At 71.0% G+C, this 21,209-nt stretch carries 22 protein-coding genes; 9 read left to right on the top strand and 13 right to left on the bottom strand.

What is annotated here, in order from left to right; all coding sequences use genetic code 11:
- The first annotated feature begins 35 nt into the window (after nucleotides 1–35).
- The 3 genes from R9Z33_RS08090 to R9Z33_RS08100 are packed head-to-tail and all read left to right on the top strand — an operon-like array spanning nucleotide 36 to nucleotide 2,495.
- Nucleotides 36–935 carry a YicC/YloC family endoribonuclease gene (locus R9Z33_RS08090; protein WP_318650783.1) on the top strand — a complete coding sequence of 300 codons (900 nt, stop codon included), beginning with the start codon at nucleotides 36–38 and terminating at the stop codon, nucleotides 933–935.
- Nucleotides 925–1,566, top strand: coding sequence for a guanylate kinase (gene gmk / locus R9Z33_RS08095; protein ID WP_318650784.1), 642 nt, complete (start codon nucleotides 925–927; stop codon nucleotides 1,564–1,566). Before R9Z33_RS08090 ends, gmk begins: the two co-directional genes overlap by 11 nt.
- Nucleotides 1,563–2,495, top strand: a complete 933-nt coding sequence (locus tag R9Z33_RS08100; protein WP_318650785.1) for an AEC family transporter — start codon at nucleotides 1,563–1,565, stop codon at nucleotides 2,493–2,495. Before gmk ends, R9Z33_RS08100 begins: the two co-directional genes overlap by 4 nt.
- Here the strand turns inward: R9Z33_RS08100 and R9Z33_RS08105 are convergent.
- From R9Z33_RS08105 to R9Z33_RS08140, 8 genes are all read right to left on the bottom strand, one after another.
- Entirely contained in the window at nucleotides 2,458–4,083 is a 1,626-nt protein-coding gene (locus tag R9Z33_RS08105; protein ID WP_318650786.1) for a hypothetical protein, read from the bottom strand. The two genes, R9Z33_RS08100 and R9Z33_RS08105, sit on opposite strands and share 38 nt — an antisense overlap.
- Nucleotides 4,080–4,757 carry a cysteine hydrolase family protein gene (locus tag R9Z33_RS08110; protein ID WP_318650787.1) on the bottom strand — a complete coding sequence of 226 codons (678 nt, stop codon included), beginning with the start codon at nucleotides 4,755–4,757 and terminating at the stop codon, nucleotides 4,080–4,082. The genes R9Z33_RS08105 and R9Z33_RS08110 overlap by 4 nt, the downstream gene beginning before the upstream one ends.
- 138 nt (nucleotides 4,758–4,895) lie before the next feature.
- The gene (locus R9Z33_RS08115) at nucleotides 4,896–6,380 is read right to left on the bottom strand and encodes a Ppx/GppA phosphatase family protein (RefSeq protein WP_318650788.1); all 1,485 of its coding nucleotides are present in this window, start codon (nucleotides 6,378–6,380) and stop codon (nucleotides 4,896–4,898) included.
- Nucleotides 6,381–6,385: 5 nt separating this feature from the next.
- Complete coding sequence (locus R9Z33_RS08120) at nucleotides 6,386–8,554, bottom strand: RNA degradosome polyphosphate kinase (RefSeq protein WP_318650789.1); 2,169 nt, start codon at nucleotides 8,552–8,554, stop codon at nucleotides 6,386–6,388.
- 9 nt (nucleotides 8,555–8,563) lie between these two features.
- The gene (locus R9Z33_RS08125) at nucleotides 8,564–9,292 is read right to left on the bottom strand and encodes an HdaA/DnaA family protein (RefSeq protein WP_318650790.1); all 729 of its coding nucleotides are present in this window, start codon (nucleotides 9,290–9,292) and stop codon (nucleotides 8,564–8,566) included.
- A 136-nt stretch (nucleotides 9,293–9,428) separates the two neighbouring features.
- The gene (locus tag R9Z33_RS08130; protein WP_318650791.1) at nucleotides 9,429–10,553 is read right to left on the bottom strand and encodes an AI-2E family transporter; all 1,125 of its coding nucleotides are present in this window, start codon (nucleotides 10,551–10,553) and stop codon (nucleotides 9,429–9,431) included.
- Between the two features lie 10 nt (nucleotides 10,554–10,563).
- The gene (locus R9Z33_RS08135) at nucleotides 10,564–11,133 is read right to left on the bottom strand and encodes a CDP-alcohol phosphatidyltransferase family protein (protein ID WP_318650792.1); all 570 of its coding nucleotides are present in this window, start codon (nucleotides 11,131–11,133) and stop codon (nucleotides 10,564–10,566) included.
- Nucleotides 11,134–11,146: 13 nt separating this feature from the next.
- Nucleotides 11,147–11,782, bottom strand: a complete 636-nt coding sequence (locus R9Z33_RS08140; RefSeq protein WP_318650793.1) for a hypothetical protein — start codon at nucleotides 11,780–11,782, stop codon at nucleotides 11,147–11,149.
- Nucleotides 11,783–11,864: 82 nt separating this feature from the next.
- Here R9Z33_RS08140 and purM point away from each other — a divergent pair, with 82 nt between their 5' ends.
- Genes purM through R9Z33_RS08160 form a run of 4 tightly spaced genes read left to right on the top strand, consistent with a single transcriptional unit; the run spans nucleotide 11,865 to nucleotide 14,489 of the window.
- On the top strand, nucleotides 11,865–12,944 hold the full coding sequence (gene purM, locus R9Z33_RS08145) for a phosphoribosylformylglycinamidine cyclo-ligase (RefSeq protein WP_318651626.1): 1,080 nt from the start codon (nucleotides 11,865–11,867) through the stop codon (nucleotides 12,942–12,944).
- Between the two features lie 44 nt (nucleotides 12,945–12,988).
- The gene (purN, locus tag R9Z33_RS08150; RefSeq protein ID WP_450104027.1) at nucleotides 12,989–13,621 is read left to right on the top strand and encodes a phosphoribosylglycinamide formyltransferase; all 633 of its coding nucleotides are present in this window, start codon (nucleotides 12,989–12,991) and stop codon (nucleotides 13,619–13,621) included.
- A gap of 12 nt (nucleotides 13,622–13,633) precedes the next feature.
- Nucleotides 13,634–13,792 carry an aa3-type cytochrome c oxidase subunit IV gene (locus tag R9Z33_RS08155; RefSeq protein WP_318650795.1) on the top strand — a complete coding sequence of 53 codons (159 nt, stop codon included), beginning with the start codon at nucleotides 13,634–13,636 and terminating at the stop codon, nucleotides 13,790–13,792.
- A gap of 19 nt (nucleotides 13,793–13,811) precedes the next feature.
- On the top strand, nucleotides 13,812–14,489 hold the full coding sequence (locus R9Z33_RS08160) for a potassium channel family protein (RefSeq protein WP_318650796.1): 678 nt from the start codon (nucleotides 13,812–13,814) through the stop codon (nucleotides 14,487–14,489).
- 97 nt (nucleotides 14,490–14,586) lie between these two features.
- On the opposite strand, the gene ndk is transcribed toward R9Z33_RS08160, so the two are convergent.
- The gene (ndk, locus tag R9Z33_RS08165) at nucleotides 14,587–15,009 is read right to left on the bottom strand and encodes a nucleoside-diphosphate kinase (protein ID WP_213612996.1); all 423 of its coding nucleotides are present in this window, start codon (nucleotides 15,007–15,009) and stop codon (nucleotides 14,587–14,589) included.
- A gap of 139 nt (nucleotides 15,010–15,148) precedes the next feature.
- Here ndk and R9Z33_RS08170 point away from each other — a divergent pair, with 139 nt between their 5' ends.
- Both R9Z33_RS08170 and R9Z33_RS08175 read left to right on the top strand, forming a co-directional pair.
- Nucleotides 15,149–17,017, top strand: coding sequence for an ABC-F family ATP-binding cassette domain-containing protein (locus R9Z33_RS08170; protein ID WP_318650797.1), 1,869 nt, complete (start codon nucleotides 15,149–15,151; stop codon nucleotides 17,015–17,017).
- Complete coding sequence (locus R9Z33_RS08175) at nucleotides 17,014–17,454, top strand: nucleoside deaminase (protein WP_318650798.1); 441 nt, start codon at nucleotides 17,014–17,016, stop codon at nucleotides 17,452–17,454. Before R9Z33_RS08170 ends, R9Z33_RS08175 begins: the two co-directional genes overlap by 4 nt.
- Nucleotides 17,455–17,457: 3 nt before the next feature.
- On the opposite strand, the gene R9Z33_RS08180 is transcribed toward R9Z33_RS08175, so the two are convergent.
- The 4 genes from R9Z33_RS08180 to R9Z33_RS08195 are packed head-to-tail and all read right to left on the bottom strand — an operon-like array spanning nucleotide 17,458 to nucleotide 21,130.
- A complete protein-coding gene (locus R9Z33_RS08180; protein ID WP_318650799.1) occupies nucleotides 17,458–18,366 on the bottom strand; it encodes a glucokinase in 909 nt (302 codons plus the stop codon).
- The gene (locus R9Z33_RS08185; protein ID WP_318650800.1) at nucleotides 18,363–19,217 is read right to left on the bottom strand and encodes an HpcH/HpaI aldolase/citrate lyase family protein; all 855 of its coding nucleotides are present in this window, start codon (nucleotides 19,215–19,217) and stop codon (nucleotides 18,363–18,365) included. Before R9Z33_RS08185 ends, R9Z33_RS08180 begins: the two co-directional genes overlap by 4 nt.
- Nucleotides 19,214–19,888: a GntR family transcriptional regulator gene (locus tag R9Z33_RS08190; protein WP_318650801.1), complete on the bottom strand. Its 675-nt coding sequence runs from the start codon at nucleotides 19,886–19,888 to the stop codon at nucleotides 19,214–19,216. Before R9Z33_RS08190 ends, R9Z33_RS08185 begins: the two co-directional genes overlap by 4 nt.
- Before the next feature lie 30 nt (nucleotides 19,889–19,918).
- Nucleotides 19,919–21,130 (bottom strand): CaiB/BaiF CoA transferase family protein, encoded by a 1,212-nt coding sequence (locus tag R9Z33_RS08195; RefSeq protein ID WP_318650802.1) that lies wholly within the window; start codon nucleotides 21,128–21,130, stop codon nucleotides 19,919–19,921.
- Nucleotides 21,131–21,209: the final 79 nt, after the last annotated feature.

Raw genomic sequence — 21,209 nt, forward strand, 5'->3', positions numbered from 1 at the left:
CTGGACAGGCCGCGTTGCGCGGAGGACAAGCGCGCATGACCCAACGCCTTTGCAGCATGACGGGCTTCGCGCGCGAGGCCGGCACCCTGGGCGACGGCACCGCCTTCGCCTGGGAGATGAAATCGGTGAATGGGCGCGGGCTGGAACTGCGCTTCCGCCTGCCGCCCGGCCTGGATGCGCTGGAAGGCCCGGCGCGCGAGGCCGCCTCCAGGCGGTTCAAGCGCGGCAATGTGCAGATCGGCCTGACGCTGAGGCAGGAGGGCCGCGCGCCGCTCATGCCCGACATGGCGGCGCTGGACCGCATGGTGGAGATGGCACAGGCGCTCGCCACGCGCCTCGGCGCCGAGACGCCGCGCGCCGAGGCGCTGCTGGCGCTGCCCGGCATCTTCCGCGCCGAACAGCCCGAGCCGAGCGAGGCGGAGGAGGAGGCGCGGCGCACGGCCCTGCTCGCCGCCTTCCAGCGCGCGCTGACCGCCCTGTGGGACTCGCGCGCGGCGGAGGGGGCGCGGCTTGGCGGCATCCTGACCGCGCTGCTGGACGAGATCGAGGCGCTCTGCGCGGCGGCGGCGACCGAGGCCGCGACCCAGCCCGAGGCGCAGCGCGCGAAGCTGATGGACAGCCTGGCCGCCCTGCTGGGCGAGGCGGGCCGCGCGCGTTTTCCCGAGGAGCGCCTGGCACAGGAGGTCGCGCTCCTCGCCGCCAAATCCGATGTGCGCGAGGAGCTGGACCGGCTCGGCGCGCATCTCGCGGCCGCGCGGGCGCTGGTGAAGGAAGGCGAGGGGGCGGGGCGCAAGCTGGATTTCCTGGTGCAGGAATTCGTGCGCGAAGCGAACACGCTGTGCAGCAAATCGGCCAGTGTCGCGCTGACGCGGATCGGCCTCGAACTGAAGGCCGCCATTGAACGGCTCAGGGAGCAGGCGGCCAATGTCGAGTGACGCGACCCCGACGCGGCGCGGTGTCTGCCTCGTCCTCGCCTCCGCCCCCGGCGGTGGCAAGACCAGCGTCTCGCGCGAATTGCTGAAGACCGAGCCGGAGCTCGCCCTCTCCGTCAGCGCCACCACCCGCGCGCCGCGCCCGGGCGAGGAGGAAGGGGTGCACTACTTCTTCCGCACCCAAGAGCAATTCGCGGCCATGGTCGCGGCGGATGAGCTGCTGGAGCATGCGAGCTTCCTCGGCCGCTCCTATGGCACGCCGCGTGCCGCGGTGGAGGCGGCGCTGAGCGCGGGGCGGGACGTGCTGTTCGACATCGAATGGCAGGGCCACCGGCAGCTGCGCGCGAAGATGGCGCAGGATGTGGTGGGCATCTTCCTGCTGCCGCCCTCGATCGAGGAGCTGGAGCGCCGGCTGCGCGGCCGCAACCAGGACAGTGACGAGGAAATCGCCAAGCGCATGAAGGCCGCCCGCACCGAGCTCGCCCATTGGGACGAGTTCGACCATGTGCTGGTGAACGAGGATTTCTCCGCGACGGTCGCCAATGTGCGCGCCATCCTGCACGCGGCGCGCACGCATCGCAGCCGCCAGCCCTGGCTGCCCGGCTTCGCGGCCAGGCTGCTCGGCGGCGCGTGAGGGAGGCCTTCCTTGTCCTGATCGAGGTGGTGGCGCCGATCTTCGCCATCATCGCGGCGGGGTATTTCTGCGCGGCGCGCGGCATCGTGGATGCGGCGGGCTTCAAGGGCCTCAACATCTTCGCCTTCTCGTTCGCCGCGCCCGCGCTGCTCTTCGCCAGCGGCACGGCGGGGCACCAGGGCGGCGGGGCGGCGGCGCTGGCCTATTTCGTGGCGGCGGGGCTGCTGTATGCCGTGGTGCTCTGGGGGGCGCGGCGCGCGGGGATGGGGCTCGCCGCCGGCGGGATGCTGGCGCTGGATGTCAGCTACGGCAATACGGTGATGATGGGCATCCCGCTCATCCTCGCCGCCTTCGGCACGCCGGGGCTGTCCATCCTGCTCACCATCCTGGCACTGCATTCCATGGTGCTGCTGGGCGCGGCGACGGTGGTGGCCGAGATCGGGCAGAACCAGCGCGCCGCACCGCTGCGCCTGCTCAAGACCACGGCTCTGGGCGTCGCGCGCAACCCGGTGGTGATGGCGGTGATCCTCGCCATGGTCTGGAGCGCCTTGCACCTGCCCGTGCCGGGTGCCGCGCGCCGCACGCTGGAATTGCTCGGCGCCGCCTCGCCGCCGGTCGCGCTCTTCTGCCTGGGCGGCAGCCTGCATGGCTTTGATGCGCGCAAGGCGTGGAAGCAGATGTCGGTGACGGTCAGCCTCAAGCTGGTGGCGTTGCCGCTGCTGGTCTGGGCCATCACGGCGGCGATGGGGCTCTCGGAGCTGGAAATCGCGGTGGCGGTCGTGACGGCGGCACTGCCGACCGGCGCCAATGCCTTCCTGCTGGCCCGGCGCTATGCGGTGGGGACGGAAGCCTCGGGCGCTTCCGTCCTGGTCTCGACGCTGCTCTCGCTGCTCACGCTGACGGTGCTGCTGGCGGTGTTCCGGCCGTAACCTCCGCCTTGGGCGCGGGCTTGAGCTTCGCCTTGGCCTTGCTGACGAGATCCTCCACCCAGGCGGGCGCCTGCCCCTCCTGCCGCGCGCAGGCCATGAGGAAGACGGCGACCATCAGATAGGCGAAGGCCAGCGCGGGCGTCACCGCGAAGCCCACCGCCGGCCCATGCATCAGGCCGAAGAAGGTCATCACCGCGCCCGCCGCCGCGAAGCCCGAGGCCTTCACATAGTCGCGCTCGATGATGAAGACGGCGATGGCGCCGAGGACGAGGCCGCCCAGGATCGCGCCTTCGCCCATCACGGCCAGGCCCGGATAGAGCACGCCCATGCCGATCAGCTTGTCCATGCCGACGGCGGCCGCATTGGTGCCGGCGGCCCCCAGCGCGCCATCGATCAGCGTCTTCGCCCAATGGGCCAGATGCGGCGTCAGCGAGAGCACCACGGCGGGCGCATGGCCCTTCGGCACCTCCTGGAAGGCCTGCGCGCCGATCAGCATGCCGATGTAGAGCAGGATGGGCGCGATCGCGACGACGGGAACCAGCGCCAGCAGCACCGAGGCGATGCCGAGCCAGGTGAAGACCAGCACGGCCACGCCGGTCGCGGCCGAGTAGCCGATGCGCCCGCCCATGGATTTCCAGCCGGGGTGGCCGATATAGACCGCGTTGATGAAGGGGTTGCCCATGCAGCAGCCGATCAGGCTCACCACGCCATCGGCGGTCAGCACGCGCGTCGTCGGGTAGTGGTCGCCTGCGGCTTCGGCGCTCTCGACGTTGTCCAGCGCCTCCACCAGGTCATAGATGCCGAAGGGAATGGCGGTGACCAGGATGATCCCGATGAACTCGAAGCCGCCGAACACATGGCCGATCGCCGGCATGGGGATGTGCAGGCCGAGCTGGCTGAAGGAGGCGCCGAGCGCCGTCAGCCCCACGCCACCGAAGCCGAGGCCGATGGCCGCCGCCCCCCAGGCGATGACGAGGCCGAAGGCGATGGCGACGAGCCCCGCCGGGATGTTGCGCGGATAGCGGAAGCCGCCGAACCAGGCGACGAGGATCACCGCGAAGCAGATGAGGCCGAGGATCGGCGTCATGAACATCTCGAGCGCGGGGCGCATGGCGATGAAGGTGACGGAGACGCCCGCCAGCGTGCCGAGCAGGGCCGCGCGCGGCGTGATGCGGCGGATCCAGGGTGCGGCATGCGCGCCGAAGATCAGCACGAAGCTCTGGATGAAGACCCAGGTGAGCCCGGCCTCCCACCCCTTGATCGGATCATTCGTCATCCGCGCGATGGGCATCATGATGACGAGGCAGACCACGAACATGTGCGGCACCGAGATGCCGGAGGGCAGCGCGCAGACATCCGTCCGCCCCGTCTCCTTCATCAGCCGCCAGCCGAGATACGCGTAGTAGCCGGTGGAGAGGAACATCATGAGGCCGGCCGCGGGCAGGATGCGGCCGAAGACGATCTCATCGGGCATGCCGACGACGAAGCGGAGCAGGCCCGTCAGCACCAGCAGGTTCACCAGGATGTTGGTGCCGAAGCCGAAGAGGGCGTTCCAGTCGCCCGGGGTCCAGAGTTGCGTGCGCATCATGCGGGGCTCTCCCTGAGGGCGGCGGTGGCGGCGGATGAGGTGGCGACCCAGCCGAAGATCCCCCCTTGGGCGTGGATCATGGCCAGTGCCGCCGCGTGGAATTCCGGGAAGTAGGAGGCGCAGGCATCGCCGATGACGGCGCAGCGGAAGCCGCGGTCATTGGCCTCGCGCACCGTGGTGCTGACGCAGACTTCCGTGGTCACGCCTGCCACCAGCAGCGCCTCGATGCCGCGATGGCGCAGGATGGGTTCGAGGTCGGTCGCCCAGAAGGCGCCCTTTCCGGGCTTGTCCAGCACGATCTCGCCGGGCAGGGGCGCGAGTTCGGGGATGATGTCGTGCCCGGCCTCGCCGCGCACCAGGATGCGGCCCATGGGGCCGGGATCGCCGATCCGCATGCCGGGCGGGCTGCGCGTCAGCTTGGCGGGTGGACAATCGCCGAGGTCCGGGCGGTGGCCCTCGCGCGTGTGCAGGATGAGCAGGCCGGCGGCACGGCTGGCCGCGAGCAGCGCGGCGCAGGGGGCGATGGCCGTGTGCAGCCGCGTGACGTCATTGCCGAGTGCCGCGCCGAAGCCGCCCGGCTCCAGGAAGTCCCGCTGCATGTCGATGACGATCGTGGCCGTGCGTTCGGGCTCGAAGGTGAAGGGGCCGGGCAGGGCCTCGATCCGACGCAGCATGCACAACCCTCCGGGTGTCGGAGGGAGTTAGCCGGAAGCCCGCGGCGCGCGGGATGCAAAAATGCGCCTGGATTGGGCGATTCCGCCGGGATCTGGGGTGAAATCGCCGCGAATCACGGCGCCGTGCCGCGAAATTGGTCAGGCCACTTCCAGTGATGGGTCCAGGCCGAGCGCCAGCGCCAGCACCTCCAGCCGGCGCAGCACGCTCTCGCCCGCGAAGACGCCGGCCCCCTGCTCCAGCCGCAGCACCAGCCGCCGCCCGCGCCGCTCGAGCTGCGTCGCGTCCAGCAGGCTCGGCACGCCGCCCGAGAGCGTATAGGCGAGGCGCAGCGCGGCGCCGAGGATCTCCGCGCGCCGCACCGAGGCGGCGGAGAGCAGCAGCCGCGCGGGCGCGAGCCAGGGCGCCTGCGGATCGGCCTCGTAGCGCAGCGCCGCGACCAGGGCGAGGAAGGCGCGGGCATGGTGATCCAGGCCCACGCCATGCAGGCGCAGCAGGCGGAAGAAGGCCTGCTCGGCGCGGTATTCCGGGTGGTCCAGCGCGCCGCTGTCGCTGATCCAGCAGGCGGCGACGCGCAGCGCGGGCTCGGCATCGCCCTCCTCGATGAGCGGTTCGGTCCAGCGCAGCAGGGCCGGCGGCAGGCCGGCATCGCGGCCCAGGCGCAGGCCGATCTCCTGCGCGGCGGCCAGCAGCGGGTCGCGCGCGCGCTCGGCCGCGTGCAGGCGGCGGCCATACCAGCCCTCGCGCAGCCCGTTCGCCGAGAAGACGACGCGCGCCGCGCCCGAGGCGCGCAGCAGGCGGCGCATCACCACGGCCGCGAAGGGCAGGTCCCCCACGCGCTTGGTGGGGGCGGCGGGCATGCGCTCCAGCGATTTGCGCGGCGCGTTCATGACGACGCCCGCGAGGTCGCGCGCTTCCTCGCGCCGGATCGCGTAGTGATGCACGATGGAGAGCGGATAGCCGGTCTGCGCGATGTGGATGCGCGCCAGCGCGCGGAAGGTGCCGCCCACCAGGAACAGGTCCTTCACCGGGGTCGCGCCCAGCCAGGGCACGCGCTTGAGCTCGGCCTCCGCGATGCTGCGCGCGCGGGCGATGTCGCCCTCCGCGCGGTCGGCCAGGCGGATGGTGCCGAGGGGGAGCGAGGCGGTCTCCATGATGCGCCCCTGCACCAGCCGCACCAGTTCCAGCGAGCCGCCGCCCAGGTCGCCCAGCACGCCATCGGCCTGCGGCACGCCGAGCAGCAGGCCCTCCGCCGAGAAGCGCGCCTCCTCATCGCCCGAGAGGATGGTGATGCGGGCACCCGGCATCACCTGCGCGAGGCCCGCCATGAAGGCCGGGCCGTTCGTCGCGTCACGGACCGCGGCCGTGGCGAGCACCTCCACCGGATCGGCGCCCATGCCGCGGGCGAGGGCGTGGTAGCGGCCGAGCACGGTCAGCGTCTGCGCCGCCGCCTCCTCGTTGAGCAGGCCCGTGCTGTGCAGCCCGCGGCCAAGGCCCAGCACCGCCTTCTCGTTGAAGATCGCGTGCGGGTTGCGCAACAGCCCCTGGTAGACGACGAGGCGCACGGAGTTGGAACCAAGGTCCACCACGCCGAAACGGGGCGGGTGCTGGGGCGAAGTCGCCATCAAATTCAATCCTGATGCAGTCGGTCCGTCTTCGGCCGGCGGGCCGGGGTGCGGGCGGCGGGCGCGTGCAGCGCGCTGCCCCGGCCGGAGAGGGAGGGGTTGGTCATGAAATACTCATGCGCCGAGAATTGGCGCGGATCGGGCGTCCGGCGGCGCCAGCTGCCATCGGGCTCCAGGTCCCAGCTCTGCGCCGCGTCGCGCAGGTTCACCACCATGATCTGGTCGAGCACCTGGGCATGCACGGTCGCATTCTCGACCGGCACCATGGTCTCCACCCGCCAGTCCATGTTGCGCGCCATCCAGTCGGCGCTGGAGATGAAGACGCGCGCGCGGCGCGAGGGCAGGCGGTGGCCATTGCCGAAGCAGTAGATGCGGCTGTGCTCCAGGAAGCGGCCGACGATGCTCTTCACGCGGATATTCTCGGAGAGGCCCGGCACGCCCGGGCGCAGGCAGCAGATGCCGCGCACCACGCATTCGATGCGCACGCCCGCCTGGCTCGCGCGGTAGAGCGCGTCGATCAGCTCATTGTCCACGAGGCTGTTCATCTTGAGCCAGATGCCGGCGGGCTTGCCGGCCATGGCGAAGGCGATCTCCTGCTCGATCAGCCCCATCAGCGAGGGGCGGATGGTGAGCGGCGCGAAGGCGAGCCGCTCCATCGCTTCGGGCCGGGCATAGCCGGTCATGTAGTTGAACAGCTTCGACGCATCGCGCGTCAGCACCGGATCGGCCGTGAAGAAGCTGAGGTCGGTGTAGATGCGCGCCGTGATGGGGTGGTAGTTGCCCGTGCCGAAATGCGCGTAGCTGCGCAAGCTGGCGCCCTCGCGCCGGATGACGAGGCTGATCTTGGCGTGGGTCTTCAGCTCGACGAAGCCATAGACCACCTGCACGCCGGCCGCTTCCAGCTCGCGCGCGATGGAGATGTTGCGCTCCTCGTCGAAGCGGGCCTTGAGCTCCACCATGGCGGTGACGGATTTGCCGGCCTCCGCCGCCTCGATCAGCGCGCGGGCGATGGGGCTGTCGCGGCTCGTGCGGTAGAGCGTCTGCTTGATGCCGACGACATTCGGATCGCGCGCCGCCTGGCGCAGGAACTGCACCACCACGTCGAAGGATTCGTAGGGGTGGTGGACCACGATGTCCTTGGCGCGGATGGCGGCGAAGCAGTCCCCGCCAAAATCCAGGATGCGCTCGGGGAAGCGGGGCGTGTAGGGCGTGAACAGCAGGTCCGGCCGGTCATCCACGATGAGCACCTTGAGGTCCGCCACGCCGAGCAGCCCATCCACCGCGAAGACGGCGGCGCGGTCGGCGTCCAGCTCCTCGGCCACGAAGTCGATCATGTCGGACGGCATGCGCGCATCCACGGCGAGGCGGATGGCACGGCCACGCCGGCGGCGCTTCAGCGCCGTCTCGTAGCTGCGGACCAGGTCCTCGGCCTCTTCCTCGAATTCCACGTCGGTGTCGCGGATCAGGCGGAACAGGCCGCGCTCGGCCGGGATGAAGCCGGGGAAGAGGTGGTGCAGGTTCAGCGCCACCACATCCTCCAGCACGGCGAAGCGGATGCCGCCCTCCTGGCTCGCCGGCATGCGGATGAAGCGGTCCACCTGGGGCGGCAGGTTGATCAGCGCCCGCATCGTGCCGCCATCCTCCTCGCGCACCAGCTTCAGCACCATGCAGAGGGCGAGGTTGGAGATGAAGGGGAAGGGATGCGCCGGATCCACCGCGAGCGGCGTGATCAGCGGGAAGATCCGCTCCTGGAAATACTGCTCGAGCCAGATGATGTCGGCCGGCTGCAGCTCATCGGCGTCGAGCACGGAGAAGCCGGCGGGGCGGAGCAGGTGCCGCAGCGTGCGCCAGGCCTCCTGCTGGCCCTCGATCAGCGTGGCGCCCCGCGCCTGGATGGCGGCCAGCTGCTGCGTGGGGGAGAGGCCATCGGGCGTCAGCGTCTGCACGCCCTCGCGCTCCTGGCCGACGAGGCCGGCCACGCGCACCGAATAGAACTCATCCAGGTTGGAGCCCGAGATGGCGACGAAGCGCAGGCGTTCAAGCAGCGGGTGCTGCGGGTTCGCCGCCTCCTCCAGCACGCGGGTGTTGAAGTCCAGCCAGGAGAGCTCCCGGTTGAAGAAGCGGCCCGGATCGTTGAGCGGCAGGGGCAGGGGGATGGCTTCGGCTGTGGACATGGGGCGAGCCTACAGCAAGGCCGTGCCGGGGGGCATGGGTTCCGTGTCCGATGTCTCCGAACCGTCATCCATGAGCGGCGCCAGCACGGCGAGCGCGGCGGGCCGGGTCAGCCGGCGGCCGGCGGCGAGCGAGGCGCGGTCGAGCCGGGCCACCGCCTCGGCCATCACGGCGGCGCGGCGCGGCAGGCGGCGGCGCAGCGTTGCGAGCAAGGCGGGATCGAGCTGGATCTGCCGGTCGGCTGCGTGCTTGGCCAGCAGCGCATCGAGCAGCGCATCCGAGGGTTCGTCGAGCTGCGCGACCGCGGTGGCGGCGAGGCGCGAGCGCAGGTCCGCCAATGCCACGCGCCAGCGCGATGGCGGACAGGGTGCGGCCATCAGCAGCGGCAGCCGGGCCTCGGCGCAGGCATTCATCAGGTGGAGCAGGGCGGTCTCCTCGCCCGGCAGGTCGGCTTCGTCCAGCGCCACGCCGCGCAGCGGGGCCTCGGGCAGGCCGGTCAGGTCGGGGCCGCGCAGCAGCGTCCAGCCCTCGGCCTCCGCGGTCGCGTGCAGCAGGTGCGTCTTGCCGGTGCCGGGCGGGCCGGCCAGCAGAAGGCGGCCATCGGGCCAGCGCCCATGGGGCGGAAAGCCGGGGGCGGAGAGCCAGCGCAGCGCCTCCTCGTTGCTCGCATCGGGCACGAAGTCGGCGGCGGCGAAGGAGGGTTGCGCCTCCATCGGCAGCGCAAGCTGGGAGGAGGTCATGCCTTGGCGCCCTCAAACGCCGGAAGCGGCCTCCGGCCGCTTGGCTTCGCGCCGTGACAGGTGCGTGGGTGGGCGGGGCGGCCTGGGCGCGCCGGCCGCTTTGCGGCCGGATTCCGGGAGGATGTCACAACTTGCGTCACAATCCGGTCCTGGGCGGGTCGAGGTAGAGGGGGCTTTCCAGGTAGCGCCGGAGCCAGTGGCGCGCCAGCACGCCGATGGCGGCTGCGATCGGCACGGCCAGCAGCACGCCCAGGAAGCCGAAGGCCACGCCGCCCGCGAAGAGCGCGAAGATGACCCAGACCGCATGCAGCTCCACCCGGTCCCCGATCAGGCGGGGATAGATGATGTAGGCCTCCAGCACCTGGCCCGTCACGAAGACGGCCACCACCATCAGCACGCCGTTCCAGTCGCCCCACTGCCCCACCGCCAGCAGCACCGCCAGCGCGAAGCCGGTGAAGGAGCCGACATAGGGGATGAAGGAGAGGAAGCCCGAGACCAGCCCCACCATCAGCCCCAGCTCGAGCCCGATCAGCGAGAGCGCGCTGGCATAGAAGACGCCGAGCGCGAGGCAGCACAGCAATTGCCCGCGCAGCCAGGCGGAGAGCACGCGGTCCATGTCGCGCGCCAATTGCCGGAGCGAGGCGGCGGAGCGGCGGGGCAGCCAGCTCTCCATCCGCGCCATGATGCCGGGCCAGTCACGCAGCAGGTAGAAGCTCACCACGGGCGTGACGATGGCCAGCGTGAGGACGTTGAACAGCGCGAAGCCGCCGCCGATCAGCCGCGTCGCGGCGGTGCCGATCCAGCTCACCATGGCGCCCGCCTGGCCGATGATCAGCTCGCGCAGGCGGGCATCCACCATCTCGGGACCCGCGGCTTCCTCCAGCGAGAGCAGGAAGTCGCGCAGATTGGCATTGATGGTGGCGATGTAGCCGGGCAGGCGGGCCAGCAGGATGCCGATCTGCGCGATGATGAGCGGATAGAGCAGCAGCAGCGCCAGCAGGCAGAGCAGCAACAGCACGAGGACCAGCACCATCGCCGCAACACCCCGCGGCACGCCGAGGCGGGCGACGCGCGTCGCCAGCGGGTCGAGGAAATAGGCGATGCAGATGGCCAGCACGAAGGGCGTGAGGATCCCCGAGAAGAGCCAGAAGGCGAAGATGAGCGCGGCGAGCACGCCGACCGACAGCATGGTGCGCTGCCGCCGGGTGGCGACCATCGGGCCCGGGCGGCCGCGGCCGGGGGCTGGGATGGGCTCGTTCATGCGGCCTCGTTCATGCGGGGGGCGCCTGCATGCGCCGCGCCGCCTGCGCGACATAGGCGATGCCCGAGGCCGCCGTCGTCCCCGCCACCAGCCAGATCAGCAGGGTGATGGCCGTCTCCATCGGCACCTCGAAGCCATGGATGAACAGCGCGAGGGCGGCGAGCGCGATCTGCAGCAGCGTGTTCAGCTTGGAGATCCAGAGCGGCTTGATCGGCGGCCGGTTGCCCACCATCCAGAGCAGCGTGAGGCCGCCCACGATCACGAGGTCGCGGAAGACGACGAGGATGGCGAGCCAGTCCGGCAGCACGCCGATGGCCGCCAGCGTGACATAGACGCTGACCAGCAGCGCCTTGTCCGCCACTGGGTCGAGCAGCGCGCCGATGGCCGAGCGCGCGTTGCGCACCCGGGCCAGCCAGCCATCCAGCGCGTCCGAGAGGCCGGCCGCGAGGAACAGCAGGAAGGCGTGGTCCAGCCGGTGCTGCAGGATGAACCAGATGGTCCATGGCACGGCGACGAGCCGTGCCAGGGTGATCATGTTGGGCAGCGTCAGCAGGACCTGGGGGGCTGGGCTTTCGCTCATCGCGGGCGCGGGCTCAGCCGCCCGCGCCCAGCGCGACCTGCCAGTTGGCGCCATTGTTGGTGACGACGAGACCCACGCCGCTCATCGCCGTCGCGGCCTCGGCCGCGGGCTGCCGCAGGCCGAGGCGGAAGCGCGCCGCCTCCATGCTGAGCGAGATGATCTCCATGCTGGCGACGCTGCCCGAGGCGCGCAGCCGCCGCCGCAGCTCCAGCCATTCGCCGAGCGAGCTGTGCTGGCTGCTCGCCTCCATGAAGGACTGCGCGGCCATGGGGATGTTGAGCGCGAGGCCACCGCCGCCGGCGCCGGGCGGCGGCGTGAAGCTGCGCCCGGTGGTGGAGGCGACGAGGCCCGGGTTGAACTGCACGGTGAGCCGGCCGGAATAGCGCGTGGGCGTCGTCCGCTCTTCCTCGACGATGAGGGCGGCGACCATGTTTTCCAGCTGCGAATCCGGCGGCGTGGGGCCGCCCGTGGCGCCGGTCTGCTCCAGCAGCCGCTGCCAGGCGATGCGCCGGGCGCTGGCATGGGCGCGGTCCCGCGCGAGGACGGCGTTCTCGGCCGTCGCCTCGGCAGGCACGCCGCGCTGGACCAGGGGGTTGTCCTGGGCGGCCAGGGGGGCGCAAAACAGCAGGACCAGGACGGTCGCCGCCATCACGTGTCGGATTGTCGCGGCGGCCCTGACCATCTATCCCATCCTCATCGCACCCCATCCGTGTAGCCCATCGGAGGCGACCCTGAACAGTTCCGAGAAGCCCGAAGCCCCCGCGCAGGGCCTGACCTATGCCGCCGCCGGGGTGGACATCGAGGCGGGCGATGCGCTGGTGGAGCGCATCAAGCCGCTGGCCCGCAGCACCAACCGCGCCGGCAGCATGGGGGGCCTCGGCGGCTTCGGCGCGCTGTTCGACCTCAAGGCGGCGGGCTTCACCGACCCCGTGCTGATCTCCTCCACCGATGGCGTCGGCACCAAGCTGCGCCTCGCGATCGAGGCGGGCATCCATGGCAAGGTCGGCATCGACCTCGTTGCCATGTGCGTGAACGACCTGATCGTGCAGGGGGGCGAGCCGCTCTTCTTCCTGGACTACTTCGCGACGGGCAAGCTCGACGTGGCGCAGGCGGCCGAGGTCGTCTCCGGCATCGCCGAGGGCTGCCGCCAGGCGGGCTGCGCGCTGGTCGGCGGCGAGACGGCCGAGATGCCGGGCATGTACCACGGCGGCGACTATGACCTGGCCGGTTTCTCGGTGGGGGCCGCCGAGCGCGGCGCGCTGCTGCCCCGGGATGTCGGGCCGGGCGACGTGCTGATCGGGCTTGCCTCCTCCGGCGTGCATTCCAACGGCTTCTCGCTGGTGCGGCGGGTGATCGCGGCCTCGGGCCTGGCACTCACAGATCCGGCGCCCTTCGCGCCGGGCCTCTCGCTCGGCGAGGCGCTGCTGGCGCCGACGCGCATCTATGTGAAGCCGCTGCTGGCGCTGCACCGCGCGGGGCTGCTCAAGGCGGCGGCGCATATCACGGGCGGCGGGCTGCCGGGCAACCTGCCCCGCGTGCTGCCCGAGGGCGTGGCGGCCGAGGTCGAGGCCGGCTCCTGGCCCGTGCCGGCGGTCTTCTCCTGGCTCGCCAAGGCGGGCGGCGTGGCGGAGGCGGAGATGCTGCGCGTCTTCAATTGCGGGCTCGGCATGGTCTGCGTGGTGGCTGCGGCGGAGGCCGAGGCGGTGCTCTCGCACCTGACCGCCTCCGGCGAGGCGGCCTTCCGCATCGGGCGCTTGGTTCCCGCGACGGGCGAGGCCGAAGTCACGCTGCAAGGCACGATCGGGCTGTGAGCCGCCCGCGCGTCGCCATCCTGATCTCCGGCCGCGGCTCCAACATGGTGGCGCTGCTGGAGGCGGCGGCGCATCCCGACTACCCGGCCGAGATCGCCCTCGTCCTCTCCAACCGGGCGGATGCCGGCGGCCTCGACCGCGCGCGGGACATGGGCGCCCCTGCCATGGTGGTGCCCAGCCGCGGCCGCACGCGCGAGGATTTCGAGGCGGAGCTGGCCGGGGTGCTGGCGGCGCAGGGGATCGAGATCCTGGCGCTGGCAGGCTTCATGCGGGTGCTGACGCCGGGCTTCGTCGCGGCCTGGGAGGGGCGGATGATCAACATCCATCCCTCCCTGCTGCCGAGCTTCCCGGGGCTCGACACCCATGCCCGCGCGCTGGCGGGCGGCGTGCGCCTGCATGGCTGCACCGTCCATCTGGTGAGCGCCGGGGTGGATGAGGGGCCGATCCTGGCGCAGGCCGCCGTGCCGGTGCAGATGCACGACACGGAGGAGACGCTGGCCGCCCGCGTGCTGGAGCAGGAGCACCGCCTTTATCCGGCGGCGCTGGCCTGGCTCGCGGCGGGCCGGGTGCGGGTGCAGGGGGGGCGCGCCTATGTGGCGGCGGCGGATGCGCGCGGGCGCCTCGTGAACCCCTTGCCGGCCGGCGCGGCAGTTTCTACACAAGCGCCACGTGATTGAGGAACAACAGGCATGGCCGAACAGCCGATGAGCATCGAGATGGTCGAAGTGAAGGCCGCGGACATCATGGACGAGCGCCGCGCCATGTATGACGGCTTCATGACCGCGTCCAAATGGGGCATCGGCGCCACGATCGTGCTGCTGGTCGCGCTCTACCTCTTCTTCGGCTGAGGCCTTTGCGGGCCGCGGGATGAACTGGGCCCTGCCGCGCGGCGAGAACGCGCTGCATCCCCTCCTGCTGGCCCTTGTCCTTCTCCTGCTGGTGGTGAAGCCGCTGGTCGAGTTGGGCGTGCTGCCCAACTACGGCATGGCGATCGGCCTGCAGGTGGTGATCCTGGCGGGGTTGTTCTGCCTCGATTCGGCCCGCCAGCGGGGCCGCCATCTTGTCATCGTCGCGCTGCTGACCGGGGCGGGGTTGCAGGGGCTGGCGCTTGGCCTGCCCGGCGGGCCGCCAGGGCTGGTCGCCGCGGGGGCGGCGGCGCTCTCCCTCTCCGTGCTGATCGCCGCGATCCTCGTGCAGGTCTTCGCGGCCGGGCGCGTCACCACCCGCCGGATCGAGGGCGCGATCGCGGCCTATCTGCTGGTCGGCATCGTCTTCGCCTGCCTTTATGACCTGGTCTCGGCGCTCGATCCCGGCGCCTTTCAGTACAATGGCGTGGCGCCGGAGCCGGGGCGGGTGGCGGGCCACCTGTTCTTCAGCTTCGTGACGCTGACGACGACAGGCTATGGCGATGTGGTGCCGGTGCATCCGCTCGCGCGCGCGCTCGCCATTCTGGAGGCGCTGATCGGCCAGCTCTACATCGCCATCCTGCTGGCGCGGCTGGTGTCGCTGGAGATCGCGCATCGCCGGGACGGCGTGGGGAAGTGAGCCGGGACGGCGTGGGGAAATGAGCCGGGACGGCGTGCGGGCATGAAAAAGGCCGGGCGCTTCCGCCCGGCCTTTCCGACAGGCGCGGTGGGCCGGCTCAGCCGACCAGTTCGCAGCCCGCGAAGAAATAGGCGATCTCGATCGCGGCATTCTCCAGGCTGTCGCTGCCATGCACGCTGTTCGCCTCGATGCTCTCGGCGAACATCTTGCGGATGGTGCCCTCGGCGGCGTTGGCCGGGTTGGTGGCGCCCATCAGGTCGCGGTGGGCCTGCACGGCGTTCTCGCCTTCCAGCACCTGCACGACCACGGGGCCGGAGACCATGAAGTCCACCAGGTCATTGTAGAAGGGGCGGGCGGCATGCACCTCGTAGAACTTCTTGGCGTGCTGGCGGCTCATCCAGATGCGCTTCTGCGCGATGATGCGCAGGCCGGCCTTCTCATAGACGGCGTTGATGGCGCCGGTCAGGTTGCGGCGCGTGGCGTCGGGCTTGATGATGCTGAAGGTGCGTTCGATGGCCATGAATTGCGTCCCTTGACGTGATGTGGGGGGCAATTGCCCAAGCCCGGGCGCGGACGCAAGCCCTGATCGGCATCATTCGCGGGGCGGCCTTCGCATATCGGGCATGTCGCCGCACCTGATTCCCGTCTAAACCGCCGGCATGACCGTCCTGACCATCCAAGACCTGACCATCCGCATGGCCGGCCGCCCCTTGATGGAGGGCGCCTCGCTGCAGGTGGACACCGGCCGCAAGATCGGGCTCGTCGGGCGCAATGGCGCGGGGAAATCCACCCTGATCAAGGCCATCCTGGGCGACATCCAGCCCGATGGCGGGGAGATCCGCATCGCCCAGCGCGCCCGCATGGGCCATGTGGCGCAGGAGACCCCGGCGGGCGAGACCGCGCTGCTCGACATCGTGCTGGAGGCGGATACCGAGCGTGCCGCCCTGCTCGCCGAGCTGGACAGCCACCCCGAGCCGGTCCGCGCGGGCGAGATCCATGAGCGGCTGCTCGCCATCCAGGCCGATGCGGCGCCGGCGCGGGCCGCCACCATCCTGGCCGGCCTCGGCTTCGACGCGGAGGCGCAGCAGCGGCCCAGCTCCGAATTCTCGGGCGGCTGGCGGATGCGCGTGAGCCTGGCCCGCGCGCTGTTCCTCGAGCCCGACCTGCTGCTGCTGGACGAGCCGACCAACCACCTCGACCTCGAAGCCGCGATGTGGCTGGAGGGCTGGATCCAACGCTTCTCCGGGGCGGCCATCATCATCAGCCATGACCGGGGGCTGCTGGAGCGCTGCGTGGATTCCATCGCGCATCTGGATCGGCAGAAGATCACGCTCTACCCGGGCAATTTTGACAATTTCGTCCGCGTGCGGACCGAGCGCGCGGCGCAGGTGGTGGCGCAGAATGCGCGCATCGCGGCGCAGCGCGCGCATATGCAGGCCTTCGTGGACCGCTTCCGCGCCAAGGCGACCAAGGCCCGCCAGGCGCAGTCCCGCCTCAAGGCGTTGGAGCGCCTGCCCGCGCTGGAAAGCGTGATCGAGGATGTGGCGACGCGCTTCCAGTTCCCGCAGCCCGGGCAATTGCCGCCGCCCATCCTGACCGTCAGCCGCGGGCGGGCGGGCTATGGCAATCATGTGGTGCTGCGCGACCTCGACATCCGGATTGATCAGGAGGACCGGATCGCGCTGCTGGGCGCCAATGGCAACGGCAAATCCACCCTGGCCAAGGTGCTGGCCGGGCGGCTCAACCCGCTCTCGGGCGAGGTGCACCGGGACCGGCGGATGCGCGTGGGTTACTTCGCGCAGCACCAGGAGGATGACCTCGACCTGGAGGGCACGCCGCTCAGCCACATGATGGATGCGCTGCCGAAGGCGACGGCGGGGCAATGCCGTTCGCAGCTCGCGCGCTTCGGGCTGGATTCCGAGCGGGCGGAGACGCCGGTGAAGGGGCTCTCGGGCGGCGAGAAGGCGCGGCTGCTGATGGCGCTGACGACGCGCGACGCGCCGCACATGCTCATCCTCGACGAGCCGACCAACCACCTCGACATCGATGCGCGCGAGGCGCTGGTGAAGGCGCTGGCCGATTACGAGGGCGCGGTCGTGCTGATCAGCCACGATCCGCATCTGGTGGAGCTGGTGGCGGACCGGCTCTGGCTGGTGGCGGGCGGCAAGGTGACGCCCTTCGACGGCGACCTCGATGACTACCGCGCGCAGCTGGGCGGCCGCACGGCGGCGGCGGCCCGGCGCGAGGAGAAGAAGGATGACCGCAAGCAGGGGCGCGTCGCGGGTGTGGAGGCGCGCGCCGCGCATGCGCCGCTGCGCGCAAGGCTGAAGGGCATCGAGGTCACGCTTGCAAAGCTGAATGACGAGGCGAAGGTGATCGAGACGGCGCTGGCCGATCCCAGGCTTTATGAGCGCAACAAGACCGACCTGATCGCCCGCGCCACCGCCCGCCGCGCCGCCATCGCCAAGGAGGTGGAGCGGCTGGAGCTGGAATGGCTCGAGATCACGGAGAAGCTGGAGGCGGCGTGAGCACGGACCATTCCTTCCTCTGCGAGGCCATCGCCGAGGCGGAGCAGGGCTTCGCCGAGGGCGGCGTGCCGATCGGCGCGGTGCTGGTGGAGGAGGGGCGCGTGGTGGCGCGCGGCCACAACCGCCGCGTCCAGCAGGGCGACCCGATCGCGCATGGCGAGATGGACTGCCTGCGCCAGGCTGGGCGGCGGGCCAGCTATCGCGGCACCACGCTCTACACCACGCTCAGCCCCTGCATGATGTGCGCGGGCACCATCGTGCAGTTCAAGATCCCGCGCGTGGTCATCGGCGAGAACCGCAGCTTCGGCGGCAATGAGGAGTTCCTCCGCGCACGCGGCGTGGAGGTGCTGGTGCTGGATGATCCACGCTGCCTCGAACTGATGCTGCGCTTCCAGCGCGAGAAGCCTGCGGTCTGGGCCGAGGATATCGCCGAATAGGCCTCAGCCGGCGAGTTGCGCGAGGCCGAGCAGCCCCGGCTGCGGATGGGTGATCCGCCGCACCGGCACGCGGGCGAGATAGGCGCGCATGCGGGGGCGGTCCTGGAAGCGTTCGAGGAAGGCGGCATGGTCGGCCGGCGCGCGAGCCACGCCGCCGGCCAGGTAAACGCCGCCGCGTGCGCCCAGCAGCAGCGCCACATCGCCGCAGAAACCCGCGAGCCCGCGCCAGAAGATGGCCAGCGCCTCGCGCGCCACCGGGCAGCCGGCTTCGGCTGCGGCGCTGATCTCGGGGCCGTCGCGGGGCGGGACGGCGATGCCGCGCAGTTCGGCGATGCCCTCATGCAGGGTGGCGAGGCCGAGGCCGGACAAGAGATCCTCGGCGCAGACGGCGCCCTGGCGCGCGCTGAGCCAGGCCAGCAAGGCGGCTTCCGTCGCGTCGCGGGGCGCGAAGCCCATATGGCCGGCCTCGGTGGGGAGCGCGCCATGGCCAGGCAGGAAGCCGGCCACGCCCAGCCCGGTGCCGGGGGCGATGATGGCCTGGGGCGCGCCGGGCAGGCTCTCGCCAGCCTGCCAGGTTTCGAGATCGGCCGGGGTGAGGGCAGGGAGTGCCCAGGCCATGGCCTCCAGGTCGTTGACGAGGCGCACCGAGGCGAGGCCGAGGGAGGCGGCGAGCAGGGGCGCGTCGAAGGCCCAGTCGCCATTGGTGAGGCGCGCGTGATCGCCCTCGATGGGGCCGGCGATGGCCAGGATGGCGCTGTTGGCGGGGCCGAGTGCGGCAAGTGCGGCGTGCATCGCGGCCAGCGGCGTCGCGTGATCCGCCACGCGCTGCGCCACCACGGCGCCGTAGCGCCCGCCTGCGGCGAGGGCGAAGCGGGCCTGGGTGCCGCCGATATCGCCGATCAGAATCGTCAAATCGCGGCCGCTTCCTCTGAGAGCGCGATGATGCGCTCCATCCGCGGCACGAGGTCCATCGCGATGAACTCCCCATCCACCAGCGCCACCGCTTCGCCGCGCGCGGCCGCCTCGCGATAGGCGGCGACGAAGCGGCGGGCCTTCGCCACCTCCGCCGCATCGGGCGTGAAGGCGGCGTTGATCGGCGCGATCTGGTCGGGATGGAACACCACCTTGCCGGAGAAGCCCAGCTCCTTCGCGGCCAGGGCATCAGCATGCGTGCCTTCCACGTCGCGCAGGCCCAGCAGGAAGGGCGCATCAATCGCCTGGATGCCGACCGCGCCGCAGGCGGCGGCGATGGTGGCGCGTGGGAATTCCAGCGCGCGGGCGGTGAGCGCGCCGCCGGTCTGCAGCGTGTAGTCGCCGGGGCCGAAGAACATGCCGACGAGGTTGGGCGAGGCATCGGCGATGGCGAGCGCATTCAGCACGCCGCGCGGGGTTTCCAATGTCGCGATGATTCCGATGTCACGCCCGGCCAGCGTCGCGTCGAGCTGCTGCAGCTGCGCGGCGCTCTCCACCTTGGGCACCAGCAGCGCATCCAGGTGATCCAGCGGCAGGGCGGCGAGGTCACGGGCGAAATCCTCGGTGCCGATGCCGTTGATCCGCACCGCGCGCTCGCGCCTTCCGAAGCTCACCTCACGCAGCACGGCGGCGATGGTGGCGCGCGCCTCCTCCTTGCGGCTGGGCGGCACGCCATCCTCGAGGTCGAAGGCCAGGCTGTCGGCCTGGAGCGTCGCGGCCTTTTCCAGCCGCTCGCGGCGGTGGCCCGGGGTGATCATCATGGAGCGGCGCAGGCGCCAGGGCTTGGTCATGCGGGGATTCCAGCGGGTGGGGTGAGGCCGAGCCGGCGGAAGCCGCTGTCGAGGATGACGCGGCGGAACTCCGCCTCGGCGCGGTCGGGGTCGCCCGCGCGCAGCGCGGCCAGCAGGTGGTCGTGGTTCAGCAGCACGCCCTCGCCCGCCGCCTCGAAGGCCCCCCCTTCAAAAGCAGGGTGGCGGTGCAGGAAGAGGCGCACCAGGTGGGACATGGAAAGCCAGGCGCGGAGCAGGAATTCATTGCCCGAAGCGCGGCAGACCAGCTCGTGGAAATGCCAGTCGGCGTCGCGCCATTCGGCGACGCGGCCCGCCTTGGCGGCGGTCAGGATGCGCGCATGCTGCGCCTCCAGCTCCTTCAGTTGCGTGGGCGTCGCGCGCGCGGCCAGCAGGCGGGCGGCCATGCCTTCCAGCGTGGCCCGCATCACCACCATCTGCGCCGCCTGCTCGGGCGAGACCTGGGCCACGCGGGGCGAGCGGCCGGGGCGGCGTTCCACCAGCCCCTCGCCCTCCAGCGCCTTCAGCGCCTCCCGCAGGGGCCCGCGGCTGACGCCGAAGCGGGCGGCGAGGCTCGCTTCGATGATCCGCTCGCCCGGCGCCAATTCGCCCGCGCGCATCGCCTCGACCATGCGCGCGGCCAGCGTCTCGGGCAGCGAGGCGCGGGGCGCCAAGGGGGCAAGGCATGTGGAGGCGTCGAGCACTCAGATGACCTGGAGCTTGGTGAGCCGCTCGATCTCGGCCTCGTCCAGCTTCAGCCAGTCCTTGTAGACCTCGTCATTGTGCTCGCCCATCGAGGGGCCAAGCCACTTCACCTTGCCCGGCGTGTCGGTCAGGCGCGGCACGAGGTTGGGGATCGCCAGCTCACCCACGCGCGAGTCCTTCATCATCAGGATGTTCTCGCGGTGCTTGTATTGCGGGTCCTGGAAGATCTCCTCGATGGAATAGACCGGGCCGCAGGGCACCTGCTCGCGCTCGCAGATCGTCATGAGTTCGTCGCGCGTGTATTGGCTCGTCCAGTGGCTGACATAGGCATCCACCTCGCCGCGCGCGGCCTCGCGCTGCTTGATCTTGCCCCACTTGCCCTCGCCGGCCCATTCGGGAACGCCCATGGCATCGGCGAGGCGCGCGAAGATCTTGTCGGAGGTGCAGGCGATGGCGATCCAGCGCTTGTCCTTCGTCGGGTAATGGCTGTGCGGCACGACGTTGACCGTGCCCGGCCCCATGCGCTCACGCACGTAGCCATTCAGCTGGAAGGAGGGGGCGAGCTCGTCCAGGATGCGGAAGATCGGCTCATAGAGGCCGATATCCACCACCTGGCCGCGGCCTGTCTTTTCCCGCGCCTGGATGGCGAGCAGCGCACCCAGCGCGCCGTAGAGGCCGGCGAGATAGTCCGGGATGGTGGCCGAACCCGGCGTCACCGGCGGGCGGTCCGGATAGCCCGCGAGGTAGGAGAGCCCGCCAAAGGCATTGCCGATGCGGCCGAAGCCGGGGCGGCCGCTATAGGGGCCGGTCTGCCCATAGCCCGAGATGCGGACCATGATGAGGCGGGGGTTCACCTCCTTCATCACATCCCAGCCCAGGCCCCATTTCTCCAGCGTGCCCGGCTGGAAATTCTCCACGAGGATGTCCGCCTCGGCGACCATGCGCTTCAGCAGCGCCGCGCCATCCGGCTTGCGGAGGTCGAGCGTCGCGGAGCGCTTGTTGCGGCATTCGGAGAGCCAGGGAAGCGTCTCGCCGCAATCCGTGACCGTGCCGAACTTCCGCAGCGGGTCGCCCACGATCGGGAGCTCCAGCTTGATGACGTCGGCGCCGAATTCGGCGAGCTGCGTGGAGCAGAAGGGGCCGGCCAGGAAGCTCGAGACATCGATGACGCGGACGCCGTCCAGCGGCATGACCTTGGGAGAGTCGGACATGGGTTTCCTCGGTTCAATTCTGTTGACAGTTTGCACTGGCTAAATTTGTCCGGTCAAGCCAGGATGAGCAAAACACGTC

It is taken from the genome of Sediminicoccus rosea, from assembly GCF_033547095.1.
In the GTDB taxonomy this organism is placed as follows: Bacteria; Pseudomonadota; Alphaproteobacteria; order Acetobacterales; family Acetobacteraceae; genus Roseococcus; species Roseococcus rosea.

Excerpts from the sequence above, each read along its gene's own strand:
- R9Z33_RS08115 (WP_318650788.1), bottom strand. The coding sequence starts at position 6,380 with ATGGCGACTTCGCCCCAGCACCCGCCCCGTTTCGGCGTGGTGGACCTT.
- R9Z33_RS08135 (WP_318650792.1), bottom strand. The coding sequence starts at position 11,133 with ATGAGCGAAAGCCCAGCCCCCCAGGTCCTGCTGACGCTGCCCAACATG.
- gmk (WP_318650784.1), top strand. The coding sequence starts at position 925 with ATGTCGAGTGACGCGACCCCGACGCGGCGCGGTGTCTGCCTCGTCCTC.
- R9Z33_RS08170 (WP_318650797.1), top strand. The coding sequence starts at position 15,149 with ATGACCGTCCTGACCATCCAAGACCTGACCATCCGCATGGCCGGCCGC.
- R9Z33_RS08090 (WP_318650783.1), top strand. The coding sequence starts at position 36 with ATGACCCAACGCCTTTGCAGCATGACGGGCTTCGCGCGCGAGGCCGGC.
- R9Z33_RS08185 (WP_318650800.1), bottom strand. The coding sequence starts at position 19,217 with ATGACCAAGCCCTGGCGCCTGCGCCGCTCCATGATGATCACCCCGGGC.
- R9Z33_RS08195 (WP_318650802.1), bottom strand. The coding sequence starts at position 21,130 with ATGTCCGACTCTCCCAAGGTCATGCCGCTGGACGGCGTCCGCGTCATC.
- purN (WP_450104027.1), top strand. The coding sequence starts at position 12,989 with ATGGTGGCGCTGCTGGAGGCGGCGGCGCATCCCGACTACCCGGCCGAG.
- R9Z33_RS08130 (WP_318650791.1), bottom strand. The coding sequence starts at position 10,553 with ATGAACGAGCCCATCCCAGCCCCCGGCCGCGGCCGCCCGGGCCCGATG.
- R9Z33_RS08120 (WP_318650789.1), bottom strand. The coding sequence starts at position 8,554 with ATGTCCACAGCCGAAGCCATCCCCCTGCCCCTGCCGCTCAACGATCCG.
- R9Z33_RS08125 (WP_318650790.1), bottom strand. The coding sequence starts at position 9,292 with ATGACCTCCTCCCAGCTTGCGCTGCCGATGGAGGCGCAACCCTCCTTC.
- R9Z33_RS08140 (WP_318650793.1), bottom strand. The coding sequence starts at position 11,782 with ATGGCGGCGACCGTCCTGGTCCTGCTGTTTTGCGCCCCCCTGGCCGCC.
- R9Z33_RS08105 (WP_318650786.1), bottom strand. The coding sequence starts at position 4,083 with ATGATGCGCACGCAACTCTGGACCCCGGGCGACTGGAACGCCCTCTTC.
- R9Z33_RS08110 (WP_318650787.1), bottom strand. The coding sequence starts at position 4,757 with ATGCTGCGTCGGATCGAGGCCCTGCCCGGCCCCTTCACCTTCGAGCCC.
- R9Z33_RS08155 (WP_318650795.1), top strand. The coding sequence starts at position 13,634 with ATGGCCGAACAGCCGATGAGCATCGAGATGGTCGAAGTGAAGGCCGCG.
- ndk (WP_213612996.1), bottom strand. The coding sequence starts at position 15,009 with ATGGCCATCGAACGCACCTTCAGCATCATCAAGCCCGACGCCACGCGC.
- R9Z33_RS08160 (WP_318650796.1), top strand. The coding sequence starts at position 13,812 with ATGAACTGGGCCCTGCCGCGCGGCGAGAACGCGCTGCATCCCCTCCTG.